17 protein-coding genes are annotated in these 23,629 nt (G+C 65.3%); 1 reads left to right on the top strand and 16 read right to left on the bottom strand.

Annotated elements, in window-relative coordinates:
• Positions 1–25: 25 nt before the first annotated feature.
• From yjfF to P0M04_RS01455, 4 genes are read right to left on the bottom strand one after another with little or no spacing between them, the layout of a single operon-like run.
• Positions 26–1,009: a galactofuranose ABC transporter, permease protein YjfF gene (yjfF, locus tag P0M04_RS01440; protein WP_259449098.1), complete on the bottom strand. Its 984-nt coding sequence runs from the start codon at positions 1,007–1,009 to the stop codon at positions 26–28.
• Positions 1,006–2,040 (bottom strand): ABC transporter permease, encoded by a 1,035-nt coding sequence (locus P0M04_RS01445; RefSeq protein WP_259449097.1) that lies wholly within the window; start codon positions 2,038–2,040, stop codon positions 1,006–1,008. The genes yjfF and P0M04_RS01445 overlap by 4 nt, the downstream gene beginning before the upstream one ends.
• Positions 2,037–3,554, bottom strand: a complete 1,518-nt coding sequence (locus P0M04_RS01450) for a sugar ABC transporter ATP-binding protein (protein WP_259449096.1) — start codon at positions 3,552–3,554, stop codon at positions 2,037–2,039. Before P0M04_RS01450 ends, P0M04_RS01445 begins: the two co-directional genes overlap by 4 nt.
• An 11-nt stretch (positions 3,555–3,565) precedes the next feature.
• Entirely contained in the window at positions 3,566–4,528 is a 963-nt protein-coding gene (locus P0M04_RS01455) for an ABC transporter substrate-binding protein (RefSeq protein ID WP_259449164.1), read from the bottom strand.
• 352 nt (positions 4,529–4,880) lie between these two features.
• On the opposite strand from P0M04_RS01455, the gene rsgA reads away from it, so the two are divergent.
• Positions 4,881–5,909: a ribosome small subunit-dependent GTPase A gene (gene rsgA / locus P0M04_RS01460; protein ID WP_259449095.1), complete on the top strand. Its 1,029-nt coding sequence runs from the start codon at positions 4,881–4,883 to the stop codon at positions 5,907–5,909.
• A 133-nt stretch (positions 5,910–6,042) separates the two neighbouring features.
• On the opposite strand, the gene P0M04_RS01465 is transcribed toward rsgA, so the two are convergent.
• The 12 genes from P0M04_RS01465 to P0M04_RS01520 all read right to left on the bottom strand — a co-directional run bounded on the left by P0M04_RS01465 (position 6,043) and on the right by P0M04_RS01520 (position 23,506).
• Positions 6,043–8,394 carry a glycoside hydrolase family 127 protein gene (locus tag P0M04_RS01465; protein WP_259449094.1) on the bottom strand — a complete coding sequence of 784 codons (2,352 nt, stop codon included), beginning with the start codon at positions 8,392–8,394 and terminating at the stop codon, positions 6,043–6,045.
• The gene (locus tag P0M04_RS01470; protein ID WP_259449093.1) at positions 8,391–9,392 is read right to left on the bottom strand and encodes an arabinan endo-1,5-alpha-L-arabinosidase; all 1,002 of its coding nucleotides are present in this window, start codon (positions 9,390–9,392) and stop codon (positions 8,391–8,393) included. The genes P0M04_RS01465 and P0M04_RS01470 overlap by 4 nt, the downstream gene beginning before the upstream one ends.
• Positions 9,393–9,395: 3 nt before the next feature.
• Positions 9,396–10,949, bottom strand: coding sequence for an alpha-N-arabinofuranosidase (locus P0M04_RS01475; RefSeq protein WP_259449092.1), 1,554 nt, complete (start codon positions 10,947–10,949; stop codon positions 9,396–9,398).
• A gap of 107 nt (positions 10,950–11,056) precedes the next feature.
• Positions 11,057–11,824 (bottom strand): SDR family NAD(P)-dependent oxidoreductase, encoded by a 768-nt coding sequence (locus tag P0M04_RS01480; protein ID WP_259449091.1) that lies wholly within the window; start codon positions 11,822–11,824, stop codon positions 11,057–11,059.
• A gap of 122 nt (positions 11,825–11,946) precedes the next feature.
• Positions 11,947–13,527: an aldehyde dehydrogenase (NADP(+)) gene (locus tag P0M04_RS01485; protein WP_259449090.1), complete on the bottom strand. Its 1,581-nt coding sequence runs from the start codon at positions 13,525–13,527 to the stop codon at positions 11,947–11,949.
• Entirely contained in the window at positions 13,524–14,516 is a 993-nt protein-coding gene (gene araD1 / locus P0M04_RS01490) for an AraD1 family protein (protein WP_259449089.1), read from the bottom strand. The genes P0M04_RS01485 and araD1 overlap by 4 nt, the downstream gene beginning before the upstream one ends.
• 89 nt (positions 14,517–14,605) lie before the next feature.
• On the bottom strand, positions 14,606–16,348 hold the full coding sequence (locus tag P0M04_RS01495; protein WP_259449088.1) for an IlvD/Edd family dehydratase: 1,743 nt from the start codon (positions 16,346–16,348) through the stop codon (positions 14,606–14,608).
• 140 nt (positions 16,349–16,488) lie between these two features.
• A complete protein-coding gene (locus P0M04_RS01500) occupies positions 16,489–17,376 on the bottom strand; it encodes an SMP-30/gluconolactonase/LRE family protein (RefSeq protein WP_259449087.1) in 888 nt (295 codons plus the stop codon).
• A gap of 22 nt (positions 17,377–17,398) precedes the next feature.
• Positions 17,399–18,457 (bottom strand): aldose epimerase family protein, encoded by a 1,059-nt coding sequence (locus tag P0M04_RS01505; protein ID WP_259449086.1) that lies wholly within the window; start codon positions 18,455–18,457, stop codon positions 17,399–17,401.
• 12 nt (positions 18,458–18,469) lie between these two features.
• The gene (locus P0M04_RS01510; protein ID WP_259449085.1) at positions 18,470–19,420 is read right to left on the bottom strand and encodes a glycoside hydrolase family 43 protein; all 951 of its coding nucleotides are present in this window, start codon (positions 19,418–19,420) and stop codon (positions 18,470–18,472) included.
• 18 nt (positions 19,421–19,438) lie between these two features.
• Positions 19,439–20,779: an MFS transporter gene (locus P0M04_RS01515; RefSeq protein ID WP_259449084.1), complete on the bottom strand. Its 1,341-nt coding sequence runs from the start codon at positions 20,777–20,779 to the stop codon at positions 19,439–19,441.
• Between the two features lie 84 nt (positions 20,780–20,863).
• Positions 20,864–23,506 carry a TonB-dependent receptor gene (locus P0M04_RS01520; protein WP_259449083.1) on the bottom strand — a complete coding sequence of 881 codons (2,643 nt, stop codon included), beginning with the start codon at positions 23,504–23,506 and terminating at the stop codon, positions 20,864–20,866.
• Positions 23,507–23,629 lie beyond the last annotated feature (123 nt).

Here is a 23,629-nt window from a genome sequence, read left to right on the forward strand (position 1 = left end):
CGGGGGTCGGTGCGCGGGTCCGCCTTTATTGTTTCGAACGTCCGCCCATCACCCTCTGCACGACGCAGAAGACGAACAGCAGCGCGCCGATGACGATCTTGGTCCACCACGAGCTGAGCGTGCCGTCGAAGGCGATCAGCGTCTGGATGGCGCCCAGCACGAGCACGCCCGACAATGCACCCGCGATGTAGCCGTAGCCGCCGGTGAGGAGTGTCCCGCCGATGACGACGGCGGCGATGGCATCGAGCTCCGTGCCCTGGCCGTGCAGGCCGTAGCCCGACAGCATGTAGAAAGCGAACAGCACGCCGCCCAGCGCCGCGCAGAAGCCCGACAGCGCATACACGAGGACCTTGGTGCGGCCCACGTTCAGGCCCATCATCGCGGCCGACTGCTCGTTGCCGCCGACGGCGTACACGGCGCGGCCGAACGCGGTGAAGTGCGCGAGCCAGATGGCGACCAGCAGCACGACGAGCGCGATGATGGCGCCCGGCGACAGGAAGCCGCCGAGGATCGGCACCTGCGTCTGCGACATCGCCGTGAACACCGGGTCGTCGATCGTGATCGACTCGACGCTGATCAGGTAGCACAGGCCGCGGGCGAGGAACATGCCGGCCAGGGTGACGATGAACGGCTGCAGCTTGAACAGGTGGATGATCGCGCCCATCGCGCCGCCGAAGCACGCGCCCAGCAGCAGCACGAGCGCGACGACGGCGACCGGCGGCCAGTGCGCATGCTGCAGCAGCCAGGCCGAGATCATCGTCGACAGCGCGAGCACGGAACCGACGGACAGGTCGATGCCGCCCGCCAGGATCACGAAGCCCATGCCCACCGCGATCACGAGCAGGAACGCGTTGTCGATCAGGAGGTTGAAGATCACCTGCAGCGACAGGAAGCCCGGGTACACCGACCCGCCGATGCCCAGCATCGCCACGAGAAGGACGACGGTAACGAGGGACGTGAACCACGGCGCCGACGTGACGCCGCGGGTACCGGTTGCGACCGCGCTCATGCGGACCTCCGCAGGATGTTCTTGAATTCGCTCGACTGCGAGATGCAGACGACGAAGACGACGATGGATTTGACGACCATGTTCACTTCGGGCGGCACGCCCAGCGAATAGATCGTGTAGGTCAGGGTCTGGATGATCAGCGCGCCGATCATGCTGCCCACCAGGCTAAATTTGCCGCCGGCGAGCGACGTGCCGCCCAGGGTGACGGCGAGGATCGCGTCCAGCTCCAGCAGCAGGCCCGCGTTGTTCGCGTCCGCGCTCTTGATGTTCGACGTGATCAGCATGCCGGCCAGGCCCGCACAGGCGCTGCAGAACACGTACACGAAGGTGATCAGGGTGGCGGTGCGCAGGCCCGCGAGGCGCGCCGCGACCGGATTGATGCCGACCGCCTGGATGAACAGGCCGAGGGCCGTCTTCTTCACCAGCAGCAGGGTCACCGCGAACACGGCCGCGACGACGAACAGCGAGAACGGCAGGCCGGCCAGGTAGCCGCTGCCCAGGAAGAAGAACGGCTCGTAGTACACGGTGACGATCTGGCCGTCCGTCAGCAGCTGCGCGAGACCGCGCCCCGCCACCATCAGGATCAGCGTGGCGACGATCGGTTGCAGCTTGATGCCGGCGACGAGGACGCCGTTCCACAGGCCGCACAGCAGCGCGACCCCCAGCGAGGCCGCCAGCGCGAGCGCCATCGGCGTGGTCGGCTCGCTGCCGCCGATCAGCATCGCGGACACGGTGCCGGACAGCGCGACGACGGCGCCCACGGAGATGTCGATACCGCGCGTGGCGATGACGAGGGTCATGCCGAGCGCCGCCAGCATCAGCGGCGCGGCGCGGTTGAGGATGTCGATGATCGCGCCGTACAGGTGGCCTTCCTTGACTTCCAGGTGGAAGAAGCCGGGTACGAGGAACGCGTCGACGAGCAGCAGCGCGACGAGCGCGCCGAGCGGACGCACGAGCGGATGCTGCAGCAGTGCTGCGCGCGATGCCGCCGCCTGCGCGGACGGTTTGACGGTAGCGCCGGTCGTGCTCATGCCGTCTCCCCTGCGATCACGTGCAGCACGGACGTCTCGTCCAGTTCACCGCGCTGGTACTCGCCGCAGGCCTTGCGGTCGCGCATGACGACCATGCGGTCTGACACGCGCAGCACTTCCGGCAGCTCGGACGAGATGAAGAGAATGGACATGCCCTTGCGGCACAGGTTACTGACGTAATCCATGATTTCCTGCTTGGCGCGCACGTCGATGCCGCGCGTCGGTTCGTCGAGGATCATCAGGCGCGGATCGGTCGCGAGCCAGCGCGCCAGCAAGACCTTCTGCTGGTTGCCGCCGGAGAGCGTGCCGATCGGCGTCTCGATGCTGGCCGTCTTGATGCCCAGCCACTTGACGTAGTCGGTCGCCAGCTGCTGCTGGCGCTTGAAAGGAATGGCGCGGAAGATGCCCTGTCTCGCCTGCAGCGCGAGGATCAGGTTTTCGCGCACGGACAGCGCGAGGATCGCGCCTTCGTGCTTGCGGTCTTCCGAGCAGAAGCCGATGCCCTGCGCGATGGCGTCGCGCGGGTTCGAGAAGCTCACCTGCTTGCCGTCGATGTCGAAACTGCCGCTGTCGGCTTTATCGGCGCCGAACAGCAGGCGTGCCGTCTCCGTGCGGCCGGAGCCCAGCAGGCCGGCGAGGCCCAGCAATTCGCCGCGGCGGATTTCCAGGTCCACCGGCGACAGGACGCCCTTGCGCGCGATGCCGCGGGCGCGCAGGAAGACTTCGCCGTGTTCGTTGACTTCACCGGCGCCCGCCGTCTCCGCCGCGTGTTCCGCGTCGGCCGGCGCGCCGATCATCTTGTTGACGAGGGCAAGCCGCGACAGGTCCGCGCACGCGTACTCGCCTTCGCGCTCGCCGTTGCGCATGACCGTGATGCGGTCGGAGATCGCATACGTCTGGTCGAGGAAGTGCGTGACGAACAGGATCGCCATGCCCTCTTCGCGCAGGCGGCGCAGCACCGAGAACAGCATCTGCACTTCCGCCTCGTCCAGGCTGGACGTGGGCTCGTCGAGGATCAGCACGCGCGATTCCGTGTTCAGCGCACGGGCGATGGCAACCATCTGCTGGATCGCGAGCGGATAATCGGCGAGCGGCTTGCTGACGTCGACGTGGATCTCCAGGCGCGCGAGCAGCGCCGTGGCCTGCGACCGCATCGAGCGCCAGTCGACCATGCCGAAGCGGCGCGGATAGCGGCCGATGAAGATGTTTTCCGCGACCGACAGGTTCGGGCACAGATTGACTTCCTGGTAGACGGTGCTGATGCCGAGGTTCTGCGCATCCTGCGTGGAGCGCGGCTGGATCGCCCGCCCTTCCAGCACGATACTGCCGGCGTCCGGCTGGTAGACGCCGGTGAGGACCTTGATCAGCGTGGACTTGCCCGCGCCGTTCTGGCCCATCAGCGTGTGGACTTCGCCGGGGAACAGGCGCAGTCCGGCATCGGACAGCGCCTTCACGCCCGGGAAGGCTTTATGGATGCCGGTGACTTCCAGCACCGGCTTCTTCGAATCGATCATGCTCGACCCGATCAATACTTGCGGTTCGGGAGTTCCTTCGCCGCCACCTCAGCCGGGAACACGCCCTCGTTGACGACGATGCGCTTCGGGACCGGCTTGCCGGCCACGACGTCCTGCGCCGTCTGGATCAGCGTCGGACCAAGCAGCGGATTGCACTCGACCGTCACGTTCAGCTTACCGGCCTTCATGGCTTCGAACGCGCCTTTCACGCCATCGATCGAGATGATGATGATGTCCTTGCCCGGCTTCAGGCCCGCTTCCTCGATGGCCTGGATGGCGCCGATGGCCATGTCGTCATTGTGCGCGTACAGCACGTTGATCTTCTTGCCTTCCGACTTCAGGAAGGCCTCCATGACTTCCTTGCCCTTGGCGCGGGTGAAGTCGGCCGTCTGCGAGCGGATGACCTTCAGCTTCGGATTCGCGCCGATGACTTCGGCGAAACCGTTCTTGCGGTCGATCGCGGGCGCGGCACCGGTCGTGCCCTGCAGCTCGACGATGTTCAGCGGCTTGTCGCCGTTCTTCTTCGCGTACTCCAGCAGCCAGCGGCCGGCGCGGCGGCCCTCTTCCACGAAGTCGGAACCGATGAAGCTGACGTACAGCGACGGATCGGTGACCTTGACGGCGCGGTCGGTCAGGATCACGGGGATCTTGGCATTCTTCGCTTCGCGCAGCACGGTCTCCCAGCCGGTTTCCACGACAGGCGAGAACGCGATGACGTCGACGCGCTGGGCGATGAACGAGCGGATGGCCTTGACCTGGTTCTGCTGCTGTTGCTGGGCGTCGGCGAATTTCAGGTTGACGGCGGCCTTCTTGGCGGCGTCCTTGATCGAGGCGGTATTCGCGGTGCGCCATTCGCTTTCGGCGCCGACCTGCGAGAAGCCGATCGTGAGGGGTTTGGCGGCGAATGCCGGGATGGCGGCGGCGCACGCGATGGCGGCAGCTGCGCCCAGGAGGGTCCTGCGGGTGATGATCATCACTTAGTCTCCGGAATTGTTGTGCATGGATACTATGACAGAACTGACATATCTATCCAATCATTTTTTTGACGGTAGACATATCCATTTTGGCATCAATACAAATGACGATTGCATGGCGGCGGCGCCGCGTTATACTTGCCTTTTCATTCATTGACGAGGAGCGCCCCCATGAACCAGCCGGATATTGCCCTCTCGTCGGCCGCCTGACCGCCTTCCTTCGCCGATCACCGTCGTTGTGAAAGGGCGCGCCAGCCGCGCCGACCATCCCTGACCGAATCCATCGTTGCCGCATTCGTATGCGGCGGCGTGCCCGCGCATACGCGCATTTCGCAACAGGAACACAACGACCATGATCGACTTCGATATCGCGGCACTGCGCCGCATCGGACTCACCAACCCTATCGCCGCACGCCTCGCCTCGCACGACCGCGGCCAGCCCGCACGCGTGGCGAGCGTGCACCGCACCGCGCTCGTCCTGCACGACGGCCAGCGTGAATTCCCTGCCCGGCCGCATCCATCCCTCGACGCGTCGCCCGCCGTCGGCGACTGGGTGCTGTTCGACCTTAACGAGCAAAACGAAGCCTGGGTCCACACGCTCGTCGACCCGCTGAATGAACTGGTCCGGCGCGACGCCCACGGCACGCGCCAGCGGCTCGCGGCCAACGTCGACACGGCCCTGCTCGTGATGGGCCTCGACGGCGATTTCAATCTGCGCCGGCTGGAGCGCTACCTGATGGTGGCCAGGTCCTGCGACGTGGCGCCCGTAATCGTGCTGACGAAGGGCGATCTCGTGCCCGATGCGGACGCGAAAGCGGCGCAAGTAGGCGCGCGCCTGCCGGCCACGGTGCCCGTCGTACGCGTGCATCCGCTGCGGGACAGCGCCGCCGGGGTGCTCGCGCCGTGGACCGGAGAAGGCCAGACGCTCGTCCTGCTCGGCACGTCCGGCGTGGGCAAGTCGACCCTCACGAACACCTTGACCGGCGCGCACCAGGAGACGGGCGGCGTGCGCAAGGGCGACGACCGCGGCCGCCACACGACGACGTCACGCTCGCTGCACCTGTGCGCTGGCGGCGCCTGCGTGATCGATACGCCGGGACTGCGCAGCTGGCAGCCGGACGCGGACGAGGACGACGTCAACGCGGCGTTCGACGACATCGAGACGCTGGCCGCGCACTGCCGCTTCCACGACTGCTCGCACATCGAGGAGCCGGGATGCGCGGTGCGCGGGGCGGTGGATGCGGACCGCCTGCGCAACTACCACAAGCTGTTGCGCGAGGTGCGGCATGCGGCGGCGACGCCGCTGGACCGCATCGCGGAGCGGTCGAGGTGGAAGGTGCTGAACAGGATGGCCAGGGCGCGGGCGCAGGCGAAGCGCTAAAACGTCGTTCCCGCGAAAGCGGGAACCCATGCTGAAGTGCCGAAGTCGACCTGTTTGACAAACGCAGTATCGTCAAGTTACCGAATTCTGTGATTCAGTATGGATCCCCGCCTGCGCGGGGATGACGGGTACCTCAGCGCATCAATCGCAGCCCGTACAGCCCACCCGCCATCGATCCCTCTTTCGCGACGAATTTGACTTCCAGCTTGCCGTTCGCGCCCTGCACCAGCGCGGGCGGCAGCGCGAAGTCGCGCGTATAGAATTCCTGCGCCTCGCCGGCCGGCAATTCCACTTCGGCGATGCGCTGGCCGTCGACGACGATGTCGAATTTGCGGCCGGCGTCCCCGCGCGCGAACGTGAGGCGCAGCGCCTTCGCTTCGCGCTTGGCATCGTTCAACTGGTAGCTGAACCACTTGGTCGCATGGCGCCAGTGGCGGCCGTTGTTCAGGCCCGCGTCCGCGCCCTCGCCCTTGAAGCCGTGGTCCGATTCCGGCTGCTGCTCGCCCGGCGCCACCTGGTCGATGGTCTGCGCGTCCAGCGCGAGGCGCTCCGCTTCCTTCGCCGCGTTCTCTTCCTTCATGCGGGCGAATTCGGCCGGGGTGCTCTGCTGCCAGTAGATCATGTAGCGCGAATCGTGCAGGCGGAAGAACGGGATGAACTCCGTCGACGCCCCCGCCCCGCCCTGCACGACGCCGGGCGCCGTGAACGTGAGCGGCTTGCCTTTTACCGGCTTGAAGCGGCGCGTGAAATCCTTGCTGTCCGAGACGAAGGTCGGTGCGGCCTCCAGCGGGCACACCTGGCCGGACGGGCTGTGGCCCATGCGCGAGTCGTCCGCGAGGAAGTTCAGGTGCTCGGTCGGGAACGGGTTCGTCTTCGCGGCCAGCACGACAGGGCCGTACAGCACCGCGTAGTAATTCGACTTGTCCGGCATCTGCTCGAGGCGCATCGTCATCGGCAGGCTCACGTCGACGCGGTCGCCCTTCTTCCACGCGCGCTCGATGCTGACGTAGCTGCCCGGCTGCGCGTCGACCTTCACGGCCTTGCCGTTCACCTTCACGCCCAGCTTGCCCGGCGCGACCCAGGCCGGATAGCGGATCTTCAGCGCAAACTTGGCATCGCCGTCAACGGTGATGCGCGTGCTGGCCTGGTCGGGGAAGTTGTTTGCCTGCGTGACCTTCACGTTCTTCTCGCGCCAGTCCACCGTGGACGGGATGAACAGGTTCACGAACAAGGCGTCGCCTTCATGCGCGTAAATGAATTCGCCGTACTTCGCGTGGCTCTCGATGCCGGAGCCCACGCAGCACCACATGCCCTTGTCCACCTGCGAATACACGCGGTACTGGTTCGGGCGCATCGGGGTGAAGTACACGAAGCCGCCCGTGCCGGGACGTTCGGACGCGAGGATGTGGTTGTACAGCGCACGCTCGTAGTAGTCGGCGTAGGCGGCTTTGTCCGACGTTTCGAACAGCATCTCCGTCAGCTTGAGCATGTTGTACGTGTTGCAGGTCTCCGGCCCCTCGACCTCGTTGATCATCGGGCTGAAGTCCTTGTCGTCATGGAAGTGTTCCCTGACGCTGTTGCCGCCGATCGCCACCGTGCGGTGGTCGACGACGGTCTGCCAGAAGAACGCGGCGGCATCCGCCATGTCCTTGCGGCCCGTGAGTTCGCCGATGCGCTTGAAGCCGATGACCTTCGGGATCTGCGTGTTCGCGTGCAGGCCGGAGAGCTTGTCCTCGTGCTTTTCCAGCGGCTGCAGGATGGCCTGGTGCGAGAACTTCAGCGCCAGGTCCATGTAGCGCGAATCTCCCGTCATCTGGGCGACGTCCGCCAGCACCTCGTTCATGCCGCCGTGTTCCGCCTTCAGCATCTGCTGCATCTGCTCGTCCGTCAGGCGGCTCGTCAGGCGCAGCGTCCAGTCGGCCATGGCGATCAGCATCGCCTTCGCATCCTCGTTGCCCGCATAGCGGTATGCGTCGCGCAGGCCCGCATAGACCTTGTGCAGGTTGTACCACGGGACCCATTTGCCGTTGACGGAGAAGTTATCGGCATGGAGCTTGCCCGCCGCGACGTCACGCCACGCGGCGCGGCCGCCCGGCACGCCGCCGACATAGCCGTCGCCATTGGCCGTCTGCGCGCGCTTCAGCTCCGCGACGAAGTAGTCGAGGCGCTTCTTGACTTCCGCATCGCCGGTCGACGCATACATGAGCGCCAGCGCCGACAGGTAGTGCCCGCCCATGTGGCCATCGAGGCCCGACGATTCCCAGTTGCCGTAGCTGGGCTGCTTCGGCGTAAGCCCCGCTTCGCGCAGGAACGGCGCCAGCAGGCGGTCCGGCTCCATCGCCATCAGGTAGTTCAGGTCCGTCGTCTGGGCGTCGAGGAAGGGGCTGGCCCCCAGGCGGACGTCCTGCAGCGGGAACAGGTCGGCGGCCTGGGCGCACGTCGCGCCCAGGGTGAACAACAGCGCGGCGATGCGGATCGGCTTCATTTCAGTTCTTCGCTCACATACTTGTTGAGGTCTTTGGGGTCCACCGTGGGCCAGCCATCCTTGTCCCAGCGGATGTCCATCACTTTCAGCTTCTGCTTGTACTTGTCGGCCGTCTCGTAGGCGTGCAGCACGAGATAGTCCTTGCCGTCGAAGGTATAGGCGCTGTTGTGGCCCAGCCCCTTCCAGTCCCTGTCGCCCTTGACGACGAGCGAGCCGCCGCCCTTGGCCATGTCCTTGCCCTGGCGGTCGAGGTACGGTCCCTTGACGTCACTGGCGCGGCCGACGACGACGTGGTACGTGCTCTTCGGCCCCTGGCAGCACAGGCCCCACGAGACGAACAGGTAGTAATAGCCGTTCTTCCTGAAGATGAACGGCCCTTCGATCTCGGCCGGTGCGGCGTCCTCGTCCGGCGTGAACGCGGGACGCTCGCGGCGCGCAATCGTGTGCCATTCCTGCGGTTCGGCGATCTTCGTCCAGCTGTCGTCCAGCTTCACGAGCTTGATGCCGCCCCAGAACGAACCGAAGCTCATCCAGCCCTGCCCCTTGTCGTCCTCGACGACGTTGGGGTCGATGGCGTTCCACAGGTCGCGGCCCGGCACGGACTGCACGACCATCCCCTGGTCTTCCCAGCGGTAGTTCGGCGAGCGCGGGTCGAGCGTCGCATTGGTCGTCACGCCGATGCCCGACGTGTTCTTGCCGAAGCCGGACACCGAGTAGTACAGCAGCCAGCGGCCGTTATGGTGCTGGACGTCCGGTGCCCAGATATGGTCGTTGAACGTCGGCGCGGCGCGCTTGGCCCACGCCGGCTCGCCCGCGAACACGCGGCCTTCCGGCTTCCAGTGCAGCATGTCGCGCGACGAGTAGAACGTGATGCCGGGGCCGGTGCTGTACAGGTAGTACGTGCTGCCGTCCTTCGCCATCACGGGATCGTGGACGCCCACCTGCGCGGCGTTGGCCGCCGCAGCCAGCAGCATCGTGGCTGCGAGCGGCGCCTTCATGCCTCAGCCTTCCACGGCCACGACCAGCACCGACTTGGCCGGCACCTTGATCGTCAGCTTGCCGCCGCTGGCGTTGGCGCTGAACGGTACCGGCTTGACGGCATCCTTGCGCTCGAACGTGTTGTGGGCATCCATCGCGTCCGCGGTCAGCAGCTGGCCGCGCACGGCGCCGACGTTCTGGCCGGCGACGTTCAGGACGACGTCGGTGGCGTCATGCGGGTTGGTATTGACGAGGGCGACGTAGGTCTTGCCGTCCTTGGCCTTCGCAGCCGACGCGCTGATGCCCGGCACGCCCTGGCCGTTCGAGCCGTAGGTCGTGTTGTTCGACAGCGCCACCGGCAGCGACGTCGCGCCCTGGAACGGCACGTACATCTTGAAGGTGTAGTAGGTCGGCGTCAGCAGCATCTTCTCGTTGTCGGTGATGATCATCGCCTGCAGCACGTTGACCATCTGCGCGATGTTCGTCATGCGCACGCGGTCGGCGTGGGCATGGAAGATGTTGAAGTTGAGCGCGGCCACGACGGCGTCGCGGATCGTATTACGCTGGAACAGGAAGCCCGGGTTGGTGCCCTTCTCCACGTCGTACCAGGTGCCCCACTCGTCCACGTCGAAGCCGATCTTCTTCTCCGGGTCGTTCTTGTCGAGGATCGCGACGTTCTTGCGCACGAAGTCTTCCATGCGCAGCGTGTTGGTCATGGTCGAGAACCATTCGGACTCGGGGAAGGCGGTGGCGGCGCCCTTCTTGTCCCAGTTGCCGGTCGGGAGCGTGTAATAGTGGAAGGTGATGCCTTCCGTGCGGCCCTTCAGGTCGCGCGACAGCACTTCGGTCCAGCTGGTGTCGTCGCCGTTGCCGCCGCTGGCGATCATCTTCGGACGCAGGTGCTGCGGCGCCTTCAGGAACGTGTGCCACTGGCGGTACAGGTCGGCGTAGTACTCGGGACGCATGTTGCCGCCGCAGCCCCACGACTCGTTACCGATGGCGAAGTAGGCGACCTTGAACGGCGCCGGGTGGCCGTTCTTCGCGCGCAGTTCGGCCAGGGTCGACTTGCCTTCCGACGTCATGTACTCGATCCACTCGGCCGCTTCCTGCGGCGTGCCGGTACCGAGGTTGCCGTTGACGTAGGCGTCCGCGCCCAGCATCTCGACGAGGTCGAAGAATTCATGCGTACCCACCGCATTGTTTTCCGGCACACCGCCCCAGTTCGTGTTGACCTTCACCGGACGCTTGTTGCGCGGGCCGATGCCTTCGCGCCAGTGGTATTCGTCGGCGAAGCAGCCGCCCGGCCAGCGGACCAGCGGCACGTGCATGTCCTTCAGCGCGCCGACGACGTCGTTGCGCCACCCTTTGGTATTCGGGATCTTCGAATCCGGGCCAACCCACAGGCCGCCGTAGATGCCGGTGCCGAGGTGCTCGGCGAACTGGCCGTAGACGTCCTTGTCGATCACCGCGCCCGGCTTGGACGCGTCGACGGTGACGTTCACCTGGGCGAACGCGGCGCCGGCGCAGAATGCGGCGGCAAGGCCGAGGGCGAGGATGGTGGGTTGGAATGCCTTCATGTGGTCTCCATTAGGGTGGTTGTATTGTTGTGAAGTGCAGAATCCGTCAATCCCACAGGCTCGGGATTGACGGTTTTAGATGGGGAGGAAAAGGACAGGCGTCCTGGTCACACCCAGCCGGCATCGACGATGAATTCCTGGCCCGTGCACATCTTGCTGTCGTCGGCGGACAGGAACAGCACCATCGCGGCGATATCCTCGGGCATCAGCTTGCCCGGCAGGCATTGCGAGCGCGCGATCTCGGCCTCGCCCGCCTCGTCCAGCCACAGGTCGATCTGGCGCTGGGTCATCACCCAGCCCGGCGTCACGGTGTTGACGCGGATGTTGAATTTGCCCAGGTCGCGCGCCAGGCAGCGCGTCAGGCCGATCACGGAGGCCTTCGTGGTCGCGTAGATCGGGTAGTTCGGATTCTTGGCGTGCCACGACATCGAACTGAAGTTGATGACGGAGCCGCCGCCGCGGCGCTTCATGCCTTCCAGCGCGGCCTGCACCGTGAAGAACATCGGACGCTGGTTGATATTGATGCGCTCGTCCCAGTATTCGACCGACACCTCGCCGATCTGGTGGCGCTGGTCGTTGGCGGCGTTGTTGACGACGACGTCGAAGTCGCCCAGCTTCGCGGCCATCTCGGCCATCACGGCCTGCAGGCTCGGGATGTCGGTGATGTCGCAGTAGCGGTAGATCGGCGCCTTGTGGCCTGCTGCCGCCAGGCGTGCCACCAGCGCTTCGCTGGCATCGCGCATGATGTCGACGAAGCCGACCAGCGCGCCCTGCTCCACCAGCGCGGCGACGATCGCTTCACCGATCCCGCTGCCGCCGCCCGTCACGAATACCCGTTTGCCTTCGAGGCTACCGTACTTGGCTAAAGTACCCATCGTCGTCTCCTTACTCTTATTCTATGTGTAACGCGTGGGCTCGGGGAGCCCACCCTACTGTCGCCGCTTGCGTAGGGTGGGCACCCTGTGCCCACGCGTGACGTATGCGGCTTGTTGGCGTATCAGTCCTTGCCCAGCGCGCCGTCGCGGCGGCGCCAGATGCCGCGCGGGTTCTCGTCGCGCAGCACCGCCGGCAGCAGTGCCTGCGGCAGGTTCTGGTACGCCACGGGGCGCAGGAAGCGGAAGATCGCGCCCGTGCCCACCGAGGTGCTGCGGCCGTCGGCCGTGGCCGGGAACGGACCGCCGTGCACCATCGCGTGCGTCACTTCCACGCCGGTGCCGAAGCCGTTGGCCAAGATGCGGCCGACCTTGCGCTCCAGCGTCGGCAGCAGGACCTGTGCCGCCGCGATATCGCCCTCTTCCAGGTGGATCGCGGCCGTCAGCTGGCCTTCCAGGTGCTCGACGATGGCGCGCATCTGCTCGACGTCCTTGCAAACGACCAGCAGCGAGGCCGGGCCGAACACTTCTTCATGCAGCTCCTTGCGGGCCAGGAAGGCGTCGCCTTCCACGCGGAACAGCGCGGCGTGGCCCTGGTTCTCTTCGTGCTCCAGGCGCAGCAGCGTGGTCACCGCTTCGTTGCTGCCCAGCGCGGCGACGCCGCGGCGGAAGCTCGATGCGATACCGGCCGACAGCATCGTCGCCGGCTGCGTGTCGTTCAGCGCGGCCGTGGCCGACGCGCAGAACGTCGCCAGGCCCGGGCCGTCGATCGCCAGCACGAGGCCGGGGTTGGTGCAGAACTGGCCGACGCCCAAGGTCAGCGACGCGGCGAATTCGCGGCCGATGCGCTCGGCGTGCTGTTCCAGCGCCTGCGGCAGCAGGAACACCGGATTGATGCTGCTCATCTCGGCGTAGACCGGGATCGGCTGCTGGCGGCCCGCAGCGACGGCCATCAGGGCGGTGCCGCCCGAACGCGAACCGGTGAAGCCGACGGCCTGGATGGCCGGATGGGCGACGAGCGCCTGGCCGATGCCGTTGCCCGTGCCGGTCAGCAGCGCGAACGTGCCGGCCGGCAGGCCGCACAGTTCGACGGCTTTCACGACGGCGCGCGCCACCAGTTCCGACGTGCCCGGGTGGGCCGAGTGGGCCTTCAGCACGACCGGGCAGCCGGCCGCGAAGGCCGATGCCGTGTCGCCGCCGGCGACGGAGAATGCGAGCGGGAAGTTCGATGCGGCGAACACGGCGACGGGGCCGACGCCGATCAGGCGGCTGCGCAGGTCCGGACGCGGCGGCGTGCGCTGCGGCAGGGCCGGATCGATGCGCGGATCCTGCCACGACCCTTCACGCAGCAGGCTGGCGAACAGCTTCAGCTGGGTGCAGGTGCGGCCACGCTCGCCTTCGATGCGGCCGCGCGGCAGGCCGGTTTCAAGCATCGCGCGCTCGACCAGCGCATCGCCCAGGGCCATGATCTGCTCGGCGACGGTGTCGAGGAACGCGGCGCGCTCTTCGTCGGTCGTGTTGCGGAAGATGTCGAACGCCTTGCCGGCCAGGCTGCAGGCCTGGTCGATCTGGTCGATGTCGACCATGTTGAACGCGGGTTCGATGTGCGTGCGTGCGCCCGGGTTCCAGGCCTTGAACGAGCCGCCGGCGCCGCGCTGCGCGACGCCGCCGATGAGGGCTTCGCCGGTGATTTGTGCGATGGTCATAAGGTCTTCACTTTCGCGAATTGAGTAGATTGTACGGCGAGCTTGTTACGCAGTGCGGGGCCGAATTGCGGCGATTCGACTTCGAAGGTCTCGCCGGCCTGTACGCTGATGTTGTCGGCGAAGCTCAGGGTCGCGGTACCGAAGAAGTGGATGTGCACGTCGCCCGGGCGGTTGAACAGGCCGTACTTGAAGTGGTGGTATTCCAGGTTGCCGATCGTGTGCGACATGTTCTGCTCGCCCGACACGAACGCCTTTTCCCAGCGCACGGAGCCGTCGGCGGCGCGGATGCGCGACACGCCTTCGACGTGGGCCGGCAGCTCGCCGACCAGCAGCGCCGGACCGATGCCGCAGTTGCGCAGCTTGGAGTGCGCGAGGTACAGGTAGTTCTGGCGTTCCGTCACGTGGTCCGAGAACTCGTTGCCGATCGCGAAACCGACGCGGTATGGCTGGCCGTCGTCGCCGATCACGTACAGGCCGGCGATCTCCGGCTCTTCGCCGCCGTCCAGCGAGAAGTCCGGCATTTCCATGTCCTGGCCGCTGGCGCGCACGATCGAGCCGTCGCCCTTGTAGAACCATTCCGGCTGCACGCCGGCCTTGCCCGCTTCCGGCTTGCCGCCTTCGACGCCCATGCGGAACATCTTCATGGAGTCGGACAGCGTCTCGACGTCGCCGCCGATCTTCTTGTGCATGGCGTCGCGCGTGTCGGCGCTGCCCAGGTGCGTCAGGCCCGTGCCGGTGACGTAGGTGTGGGCGGCGTCCGGATGGTCGAGCGGGGCCAGCACGCGGCCTGCCTGCGCGATCGCTTCGTACGATTCGGTGTCGCCTTTGGCGGCGGCGTCTGCCAGGACGGCCAGGCCCTTGCCCTGCGCGATGGCGGCCTGCGCGAGTTCCAAGGTGGTGGCGTAGCCGGTGATGGCGGTGACGGTGTCACCGTTCAGGATGCCGACGCGGCGGTCGCCGGTGGCGGATTTGTATTGGATGAGCAGCATAGTGGGATCTCAAATAGCGCGTGGGCTCGGAGAGCCCACCCTACGCAACACGGTAGGGTGGGCACCCCGTGCCCACGCGAATGCCAACATTAATGGGAATGCTTGGGCACGGCCGAACCGCGGCAGCCGACGAGGAAGTCGAAGTCGCAGCCCTCGTCCGCCTGCAGCACGTGATCCAGGTACAGGCCGGCGTAACCGGTGCGCGGCGCTTCCTTCTGGTTCTCGGCGCGGTCCGCGAGACGGGTCTTGATCTCGTCTTCCGGCACGTCCAGGTGCAGGCGGCCGGCCTTGCAATCGAGTTCGATGAAGTCGCCGTCCTTGACGATGCCCAGCGGGCCGCCGGCCATCGCTTCCGGTGCAACGTGCAGCACGACGGTGCCGTAGGCGGTGCCGCTCATGCGCGCATCCGAGATGCGGACCATGTCGGTGATCCCCTTCGCCAGCAGCTTCGGCGGGAGCCCCATATTGCCCACTTCGGCCATGCCCGGGTAGCCCTTCGGACCGCAGTTCTTCATCACGAGGATGGAGTTCTCGTCGACGTCCAGGTCCGGATCGACGATGCGCGCCTTGTAGTGGTCGAAGTCTTCGAACACGACGGCCTTGCCGCGGTGCTTCATCAGGTGCGGCGATGCGGCCGACGGTTTCAGCACGGCGCCGCGCGGGGCCAGGTTGCCGCGCAGGATGCAGATGCCGCCGTCGTCGATCAGCGGGTTGTCGATCTTGCGGATCACTTCGTCGTTGTAGATCGGCGCGTCCTGGACGTTTTCCCAGATCGTCTTGCCGTTCACGGTCAACGCGTCCTTGTGCGGCAGCAGGTTGCTTTCGCCCAGGCGGCGCAGCACGCCCGGCAGGCCGCCGGCGTAGTAAAACTCTTCCATCAGGAAGCGGCCCGAAGGCAGCAGGTCGACGATGGTCGGGGTGCCCTTGCCGATAGCGGTCCAGTCTTCCAGTTCCAGCGGCACGCCCATGCGGCCGGCGATGGCTTTCAGGTGGATCACGGCGTTGGTCGAACCGCCGATGGCGGCATTCGTGCGGATCGCGTTCTCGAAGTTCTCGCGCTTGAGGATCTTCGACAGTTTCAGGTCTTCGTTGACCATCTCGACGATGCGGATGCCGGACATGTGCGCCAGCACGTAGCGGCGCGCGTCGACGGCGGGGATCGCGGCGTTGTGCGGCAGCGAGACGCCCAGCGATTCGGCCATGCAGGCCATCGTCGACGCGGTGCCCATCGTGTTGCAGGTACCGGCCGAGCGGGAGTGGCCCGCTTCGGCGGCGAGGAAGTCGTGCATCGAGATCTGGCCGCCCTTGGCCTGCTCGTGCAGCTGCCAGACGGCGGTGCCGGAACCGATGTCCTTGCCGTTCAGCTTACCGTTCAGCATCGGGCCGCCGGTGACGACGATGGCCGGAATGTCGACGCTGGCCGCGCCCATCAGCAGGGCCGGCGTGGTCTTGTCGCAGCCGACCAGCAGGACGACGCCGTCCATCGGATTGCCGCGAATGGATTCTTCGACGTCCATGCTGGCCAGGTTACGGGTCAGCATGGCGGTCGGACGCAGGTTCGATTCGCCGTTCGAGAACACGGGGAATTCGACCGGGAAGCCGCCCGCCTCCAGGATGCCGCGCTTGACGTGCTCGGCGAGCTTGCGGAAGTGGGCGTTACAGGGGGTCAATTCGGACCAGGTGTTGCAGATGCCGATGATCGGCTTGCCCTGGAATTCATGATCGGGGATACCCTGGTTCTTCATCCAGCTCCGGTACATGAAGCCGTTCTTGTCCTGGGTACCGAACCACGCTGCGGAACGCAGGGTGGGCTTCTTTTTTGTCTCGGACATTCTTCCTCCGTCGTTTTTGTAATCTGAGCGACCCTTGTCGTCGTCCAGCTCAGCGATGAAGGAAGTCTAAAGGCCGATAAGATAACTTTCCAATCAATTTTTAGCAGCAATCGATATCGTTATCGGCATCGCTGTTACCGCTATCGGCGCCGACCAGCGAATTTCACCTCTGCCAAGCCCTTAACTGGTAGCAATTTTGCAAATACGCCGCCCGATTTTGGTGCATCTGCCAGCTGGCCGGCCTGCAGGCCGACTGTTGCGGAAGTGACATACAAGACGTCCAGGCCGGGTCCGCCGAACGCCGGACACGTCGGTTGCGGGGCGGGCAGCGTCAATACGCGATCGACGGCGCCGTCCGGGGCGAAGCGCACGACCTGCCCCGCGCCCCAGCGCGTGCTCCACAGATAGCCGTCCGCGTCGATGGTCGAGCCGTCCGGATCGCCCGGCGCCGCGTCGGCCGCCGCGAATTCGCGCAGGTTGGCAATGGCGCCCGTGTCCGGATCATAGTCGCAGCAGCGGATCTCGCGCGTGCCCGAATCCGCGTAATACATCGTGCGGCCGTCGGGGCTGAAGCAGATGCTGTTGGCGATGGCGACGCCGCCCAGCGGCAGGCGCTCCAGCGACAGGTCGTGATTCAGCCGGTAGAAACCGCCGATGGGATCCTTCGGGTTCTCGGCCTGGTTGAACACGCCGAACACGAAGCGGCCCTGGCGGTCGGTGCGGCCGTCATTGAGACGCGTGGTGGGCAGGTGCGCCTCGACGTCGCAGATGCGGTCGAGTTCTCCGCTGGCCAGGTCGAAGAACGCGAGACCCGACGCGAGACCCAGCAGCAGGCGGCCGTCGTCGTGCGTCAGCGCCATGGAGCACAGGCGCTCGGGCAGCGGCCAGCGCTGCAGCGCGCCCGTTGCGGGTGCGTGCGACCACAGTTCGCTGCCTTCGATGTCGGTCCAGAACAGGCGTGCGCCCTTGTCGTCCCAGATGATCCCCTCGCCGAGCACGTGCCGGCCATCCACCACCAGTTCCATCATCGATTTTTCTCCAGTCTCCTGATTACTGCGCCACCGAGAAGCGGAAGCGCGATTCCGTTTCATAGACTTCGCCCGGACGCAGGATCGTGTTCGGGTACGCCGGCTGGTTGGGCGAATCCGGGTAGTGCTCCGGCTCGATGCAGAAGCCGCTGCGGAAAATCCAGGGATGGCCCTTGCCGCTCAGCGAGCCGTCGAGGAAGTTACCGCTATAGAACTGCACGCCCGGTTCCTGGGTGAACAGTTCCAGCACGCGGCCCGACGTCGGTTCGCACACGTGGACGGCACGCTTCAGGCCGCGCTCGCCGAGATTGCGGTTCAGCACCCAGCAATGGTCGTAACCGGTGCCGTGGCGCAGTTGCTTGTCCGGTTGTTCGATGCGCTCGCCGATGGTGCGCGGCTTGCGGAAATCGAATGGCGTACCGGTCACGGGGGCCAGTTCGCCGAACGGGATCGATTCCGCGTCGATGGGCACGAACTTGTCGGCGTCGATCGTCATCTCGTGGGCCAGGACGTCGCCCTGCCCTGCGCCGGCCAGGTTGAAATAGCTGTGCTGGGTCAGGTTGACGGGCGTCGGCTGGTCGGTCACGGCGTGGAAGCGCACGACGATCTCGTTATCGTCGGTCAGCAGATACGTGGCGGTGGCATCGAGGTTGCCGGGATAGCCCTGCTCGCCGTCCGGGCTGTGGTAGCGCAGGACGAGGCCGTCGCCTTCGACGGCGGCCGTCCACAACACCTTGTCGTAGCCCGGATCGCCGCCGTGCAGGTGGTTGTTGCCGTTGTTGGTCGTCAGCTGGTACTGCTTGCCGTCGAGCGTGAAGCGACCCTTGCCGATGCGGTTGCCGTAGCGGCCGATCAGGGCGCCGAAATACGGGCTGTCCTTGATGTAGGGCTCGAGCGTCTCGAAGCCGAGTGCGACGTCGGCAAAGACGCCGTCGCGGTCCGGGACGTGGATCTCGGTGATGATACCGCCGAAATCCAGCACCTTCACGACCATGCCGTTGTTGTTCTTGAGCGTGTACTGCGACACTTGCCGACCGTCGGGCAAAGTCCCGAACGGCGCCTGGGTAATTCCGTTTTGCACGTTGTTATATCCTCAGAGGGTGGATGGCCGCCCGAATACCGGCATGCCGTTCTCGTCCCAGCGCAGCGGTTTGACGAAGGTATGGCGGTCCGGGTTCCACAACGGATCGCCGACGATTTCCGTATAAGTGCGCGCGTGGTAGACGAGCATGACGGTGTCGCCATCTTCAGCATAGGTAAAGCTGTTGTGGCCGGGTCCGTAGATGCCGTGATCGTAGCATGTACGGAACACGGGCTCACGCGACTTTGTCCACACGGCCGGATCGAGCAGGTCCGCATTCTCGTCGGCCCACAGCAGGCCCATCGCGTAATTCTCGTCGGTGGCGCTGGCGGAATACGAGATGAAGATCTTGCCGTTGCGGCGCAGGACGGACGGACCTTCGTTGACCCAGAAGCCGCGGATTTCCCAGTCGTACTCGGGCTTCGAAAGCAGCACGGGCTTGCCTTCGATCTGCCACGGCGTCTTCATCTTCGCGATGTACAGGTTCGAATTGCCTTCGATCTCGTTGTCCTTCTGCGCCCACAGGTAGTACAGCACGCCGTTGTGGTTGAACGTGGTCGCGTCCAGGCAAAAAGTGTCGATGCCCGTGTCGACCTGGCCCATGAATTCCCACGTGCCTTCGAGCGGATTCGCGTTCGTGTTACGGATCGCGTACATGCGGTGCTGGAACAGCTTGTACTTGATCTCGCGGCTCGGCGCGGCGGCGAAATAGACGTACCACGCGCCCATGTTGAAGTGCATTTCCGGTGCCCAGATCAGCTCGCTGTAAGGGCCCGTGTCCGGCTTCACCCACGCATCGACGGTGGGCGCGGTGGCCAGCCCGGCGATCGTCTTCGCGCGGCGCAGTTCGATGCGGTCGTATTGCGGGACCGAGGCGGTGAAATAGTAATAGCCGTCCGTATGCTTGTAGATGTACGGGTCGGCACGTTGTTCGATAAGGGGTTTCAGGACGGTGTCTTGCATGTTGTTCTCGCTAGTGAATCACGCGCTGGCGCGGAGGTCTTCCTTGACTGTCGAATAGTATTCATCGCTGATGCGGTACTTGAACATCAGCGCGCCCATCAGGAAATGGAAGAAGCCGGGAATCACGGACAGCATCAGCGCGATGCCCTGCAGCGCCAGCGCGCTCTGTTCCTGGTTCGGCTGGTAGTGGAAATAATTCAGCAGCAGGCCGACCATGCCGCCCGCGAGTCCCATGCCCGCCTTCTGCGCGACCGAGATGCCGCCGAACGCGAAGCCCGACACGCGCTTGCCCGTCTTGACCTGGCCATAGTCGATGGTCTCGGCGATCGCGGACCAGAATACCGGCGCGTGCAGGTCGACGACGAGCGACAGCAGGAAGTACAGGACGAAGGCCAGTGCCGTGTCGCCCGGCTTGACCAGGAAATAAATCATCACTGACAGCACCGCCACCATCAGCTGCGTGTAGCGGAACAGTTTGACTTTGCAATAGAACTTGGTCACCCACGTCGACACGACCATCGCGATGATCGCGGCCGCGACGCCTGTCGACAGGAACGCGGACACGGTCTCGGTGTCGCCGTGCAGATAATACTTGGCGTAATAGATCGCGACGGAGCCGCGGATCACGTAGCCGATGGTGCCCGTCACGCACACGGCGCACAGGATCAGCCACTGGTCGTTCTGTGCCAGCACCGCGATCTGTTCCATCAGCGGCTGGCGCTTCGTCTTGTAGACGACTCTTTCCGTCGTCGTGAAGAAGGTGAACAGGAACAGCACGACACCCAGCAGCGCCATCAGGGCCATCGCCGCCTGGTAGCCGGCGGCCTGGTTGCCGTTGCCCCAGCGCTGCGCGAGGATCGGCACGACGATGGTGACCATGAACGCGCCGACCTTCGCCAGGAACAGCCGGTAGCCGTTGGCGGACAGGCGCTCCTGCGGGTCGCTCGTCAGGCCGCTGATCAGCGAGATGTACGGCACGCCCACGCCCGACGTCATGAGGGTCATCAGGATGTACGTGGAATAGGCCCACACGAGCTTGGCGTCATAGTTCCAGTCCGGCGTGCTGAACACGGCGTACACCGACAGGCCGTACGGGATCGCGAGGAACAGGAAATACGGCCGATAGCGGCCCCAGCGGGAGAGGAAGGTGTCCGTCATCTGGCCGACGATCAGGTCGGAAATGGCGCCCACGATCTTGACGAGCACGAACAGCAGCGCGAGGTCGGTCGTCTTGAGGCCATAGACGTCCGTATAAAAGAAAGTGATGATCAGCATCATCGATGAGATCACCACGTTGAGCGCCATGTCGCCGGCGCCGAAGCCCACTTTTTCGAGAGTGGAAAGTTTCTGGGTTTGCATAGGGACGTCCTTCCAAACGACGAGGGTGCTACCCGGATTTTCCGCGCAGCACCCTGATTATTGCCTAACGATTAGAAACCTGGATCAGTGTTTCCAACGGAGGGCAAAGCCGACGACACGGTCATAACGGCGCACGTCACGGGGCAGCAGCGGGGTACCGTGGTAATCGTGGTACTCCTGGTCCAGCAGGTTGCTGCCGTCCAGCGTCGCCGTCAGGTTGTCCGTGATCTTGTACGAGATCGAGGCATCCAGCGTCTTGATCGGGTCCACGACCAGGTTCAGGCCGAGGCCGCGGTAGTTGTACGTGTCCACGAACTTGTCGCGCCAGTTGTAGGCCAGGCGCGCCGACCACGGGCCGCGCTCGTACAGGCCGACCAGGTTGTAGGCCCGCTTGGACATGCCCGGGAACGTGTTGCGGGTGCCGTCCGGCTCCGTCATGCCGCCGTTCATGTACGTGAAGTTCGCCTGCATGCCCAGGCCGCTCAGCCAGCCCGGCAGGAACGAGAAGAACTGCTGGTACGCCGCTTCGAAGCCGTACAGCTTGGCCGTGTCCGTGTTGTACGGACGGTCCATCAGGTAGGCCTGGCCGTTGATCGTTTCCGTCGTCGTCTTGTGGCGGATGAAGTTCTTGAAGTCGTGCTGGAATGCCGTACCGGTCAGCGAACCGTCCTTCGAGAAATACCACTCCAGCGAGACGTCCAGGTTGCGGGCTTCCTGCGGCTTCAGGTTCGGGTTGCCGCCTGCACCGCCCGGCGGATTGCCGTTGGTCGTGGTGACGGAACCGAGCACGACGCCGGGGTTGTAGTCGCCGAACGCGGCGCGCTCGATCGCCTTGCCGTAGACGACGCGGCCGACCAGGTCGTTGCGGAAGTTGGCGCGCACGTTCAGGCTCGGCAGCACGTCCGTATTGCTGGTCGAGACCGACACCGGCGTGACGGGACCCGTCCCGCTGCGCGAGTTGCCGTTGACGCTCTGCTTGGTGTTCACGACGCGCACGCCGGCCGTCGCATCGATCGGCACGCCGAAGGCGTCGAAGCCGAGCTTGGCCTTGCCGTAGATGGCTTGCGACGTTTCGCGGTCCGTGTAGAGCGACAGCGGATCGTCCGGCAGGCCGTTCGGCGTGCCGAGGATGGCCTGGCGCACGACGGAGGTATTATCCAGCAGGAACTTGTAGCAGGCGGCGTAGTACTGGTTCAGGCCATAGTTGCCGTGGGTCTCCGGGCTCAGGCACGACAGGCCGGGGACGCTGCCCGGATTCTGGCCAGTGATCGTCGCCGGACGGTAGTTGCCCAGTTCGTGCGCATACGAGGCGTCGCGTTGCGCCCAGCGCAGGCCGCCGCTCAATTCCTTCAGCAGACCGTCGTTTTCCGGGGTCCACGTCACGTCGCCGCGCCAGTCGTTGGACGCGCCGTTCGCGTGGTTGTGGTTGTCGTACAGCGCGATCATGGTCCACTTGGACGGATCGGTCAGGTCCGTGCCCGGATAATCGACATAGCCGCCGCCGTCGCGGGTGCCGCCGACGACCGCATGGGGCGCCGTATAGATCGAGTCGAGGATCGGGTTTTCCTGGCGGTAGGTCGAGACCGTGCGTACGGCCTCGGTCGACAGGCGGATCGTCGGCGTCGCGTCCCACGTGCCGCCGAGGGCCAGCTGGCTGCCCTTCGACCAGTCGCGGCGCGCCTGCGTCGAGCTCAGCACCAGCGACGTGTCGCTCGGATTGCTGATGCTGTCCAGGTAGTTCTTGCCGTTCTCGGTGATCGTCTTGATCGTCGACGTCGGGCTGTTCACGGGGAAACCGCCGACGAAGAACACGCTCTGCGCGTCATGGTCGATCTTGGTGCCGAAGCCTTCCGCATAGAACTGCATGTCGCGGTTCGGGCGCCACTGGGCCGCGAAGTTCAGGGCCAGGCGCTTGCGGTCGCCCGTCGTCATCACGCGGCCGTTGCCGTCCGCGCCCTGCACGGTCTGGCCGTTGGCCTGGTACGTGGCCGGCTGGCCGGCCCATGCCACTTCGTCGCTGTAGCGGCCGCGCTGGTACGACAGGCCGCCCAGCAGGCCGACTTCGCCGATGTCGGTCTTCCAGCGGTTCGACCACAGGCCGCCGACCTGCGGATCGGTCTTGCCGGCCTTGTCGCGGTTTTCGGCGCGGGCGTTGATGGCGACCTGCGAACCCTTGAAGTCGAACGGACGGAAGGTGCGCACGTCGATGGTGCCCGCGGTGCCGCCTTCGACCATGTCGGCGCCCTGCGATTTATAGACATCCACGCGCTGCAGCATCGAGACCGGCACGTCGGCCAGGGCCAACGAACGGCTGGCGGCGGTGAACATCTCGCGGCCATTGAACAGCGTCTTCGCGCCACCCAGGCCGCGGACCACGACCGTGCTGGCTTCGCCGGCACCGCGCAGGACCTGCACGCCGGTGACGCGGGCCAGGATCTCGGCCACGTTCTTGTCCGGGAATTTACCGATGTCGTCGGCGACGATCGAATCGAGGACCTGGTCCGCGTTTTTCTTGATCGTCTGGGCGCTCTGCGCCGCCTGGCGCTGGCCGCTGACGACCACGACGTTGCTGCCGTTGGCCTGGTTGGCGTCCTGGGAGGCGCCGGCGTCCTGGGCGCGGACGGAAACACTCGTCAACAGGCCAATGCCCATGAGTGCGGCCACCGTGCCGCGCAGTGCGAAGGCGCGCGAAGCGGGTGCAAAACGACCCGATGCGATGGGTTCCATACGTCTCCTATTGCTATGTAAGTATTGTTATGTTTCAGAAAGCCTAGAAACGCTTTCAGAACTGGCATGCTTATCGGTAATGTTAGGCGCAACATCGAGAACGATCCAATCAAATTTTCGGCA

Source organism: Telluria mixta (assembly GCF_029223865.1).
GTDB lineage: Bacteria > Pseudomonadota > Gammaproteobacteria > Burkholderiales > Burkholderiaceae_D > Telluria > Telluria mixta.

Coding starts and splice junctions, on each gene's coding strand:
- yjfF (WP_259449098.1), bottom strand. CDS start 1,009: ATGAGCGCGGTCGCAACCGGTACCCGCGGCGTCACGTCGGCGCCGTGG.
- P0M04_RS01445 (WP_259449097.1), bottom strand. CDS start 2,040: ATGAGCACGACCGGCGCTACCGTCAAACCGTCCGCGCAGGCGGCGGCA.
- P0M04_RS01450 (WP_259449096.1), bottom strand. CDS start 3,554: ATGATCGATTCGAAGAAGCCGGTGCTGGAAGTCACCGGCATCCATAAA.
- P0M04_RS01455 (WP_259449164.1), bottom strand. CDS start 4,528: ATGATCATCACCCGCAGGACCCTCCTGGGCGCAGCTGCCGCCATCGCG.
- rsgA (WP_259449095.1), top strand. CDS start 4,881: ATGATCGACTTCGATATCGCGGCACTGCGCCGCATCGGACTCACCAAC.
- P0M04_RS01465 (WP_259449094.1), bottom strand. CDS start 8,394: ATGAAGCCGATCCGCATCGCCGCGCTGTTGTTCACCCTGGGCGCGACG.
- P0M04_RS01470 (WP_259449093.1), bottom strand. CDS start 9,392: ATGAAGGCGCCGCTCGCAGCCACGATGCTGCTGGCTGCGGCGGCCAAC.
- P0M04_RS01475 (WP_259449092.1), bottom strand. CDS start 10,949: ATGAAGGCATTCCAACCCACCATCCTCGCCCTCGGCCTTGCCGCCGCA.
- P0M04_RS01480 (WP_259449091.1), bottom strand. CDS start 11,824: ATGGGTACTTTAGCCAAGTACGGTAGCCTCGAAGGCAAACGGGTATTC.
- P0M04_RS01485 (WP_259449090.1), bottom strand. CDS start 13,527: ATGACCATCGCACAAATCACCGGCGAAGCCCTCATCGGCGGCGTCGCG.
- araD1 (WP_259449089.1), bottom strand. CDS start 14,516: ATGCTGCTCATCCAATACAAATCCGCCACCGGCGACCGCCGCGTCGGC.
- P0M04_RS01495 (WP_259449088.1), bottom strand. CDS start 16,348: ATGTCCGAGACAAAAAAGAAGCCCACCCTGCGTTCCGCAGCGTGGTTC.
- P0M04_RS01500 (WP_259449087.1), bottom strand. CDS start 17,376: ATGATGGAACTGGTGGTGGATGGCCGGCACGTGCTCGGCGAGGGGATC.
- P0M04_RS01510 (WP_259449085.1), bottom strand. CDS start 19,420: ATGCAAGACACCGTCCTGAAACCCCTTATCGAACAACGTGCCGACCCG.
- P0M04_RS01515 (WP_259449084.1), bottom strand. CDS start 20,779: ATGCAAACCCAGAAACTTTCCACTCTCGAAAAAGTGGGCTTCGGCGCC.
- P0M04_RS01520 (WP_259449083.1), bottom strand. CDS start 23,506: ATGGAACCCATCGCATCGGGTCGTTTTGCACCCGCTTCGCGCGCCTTC.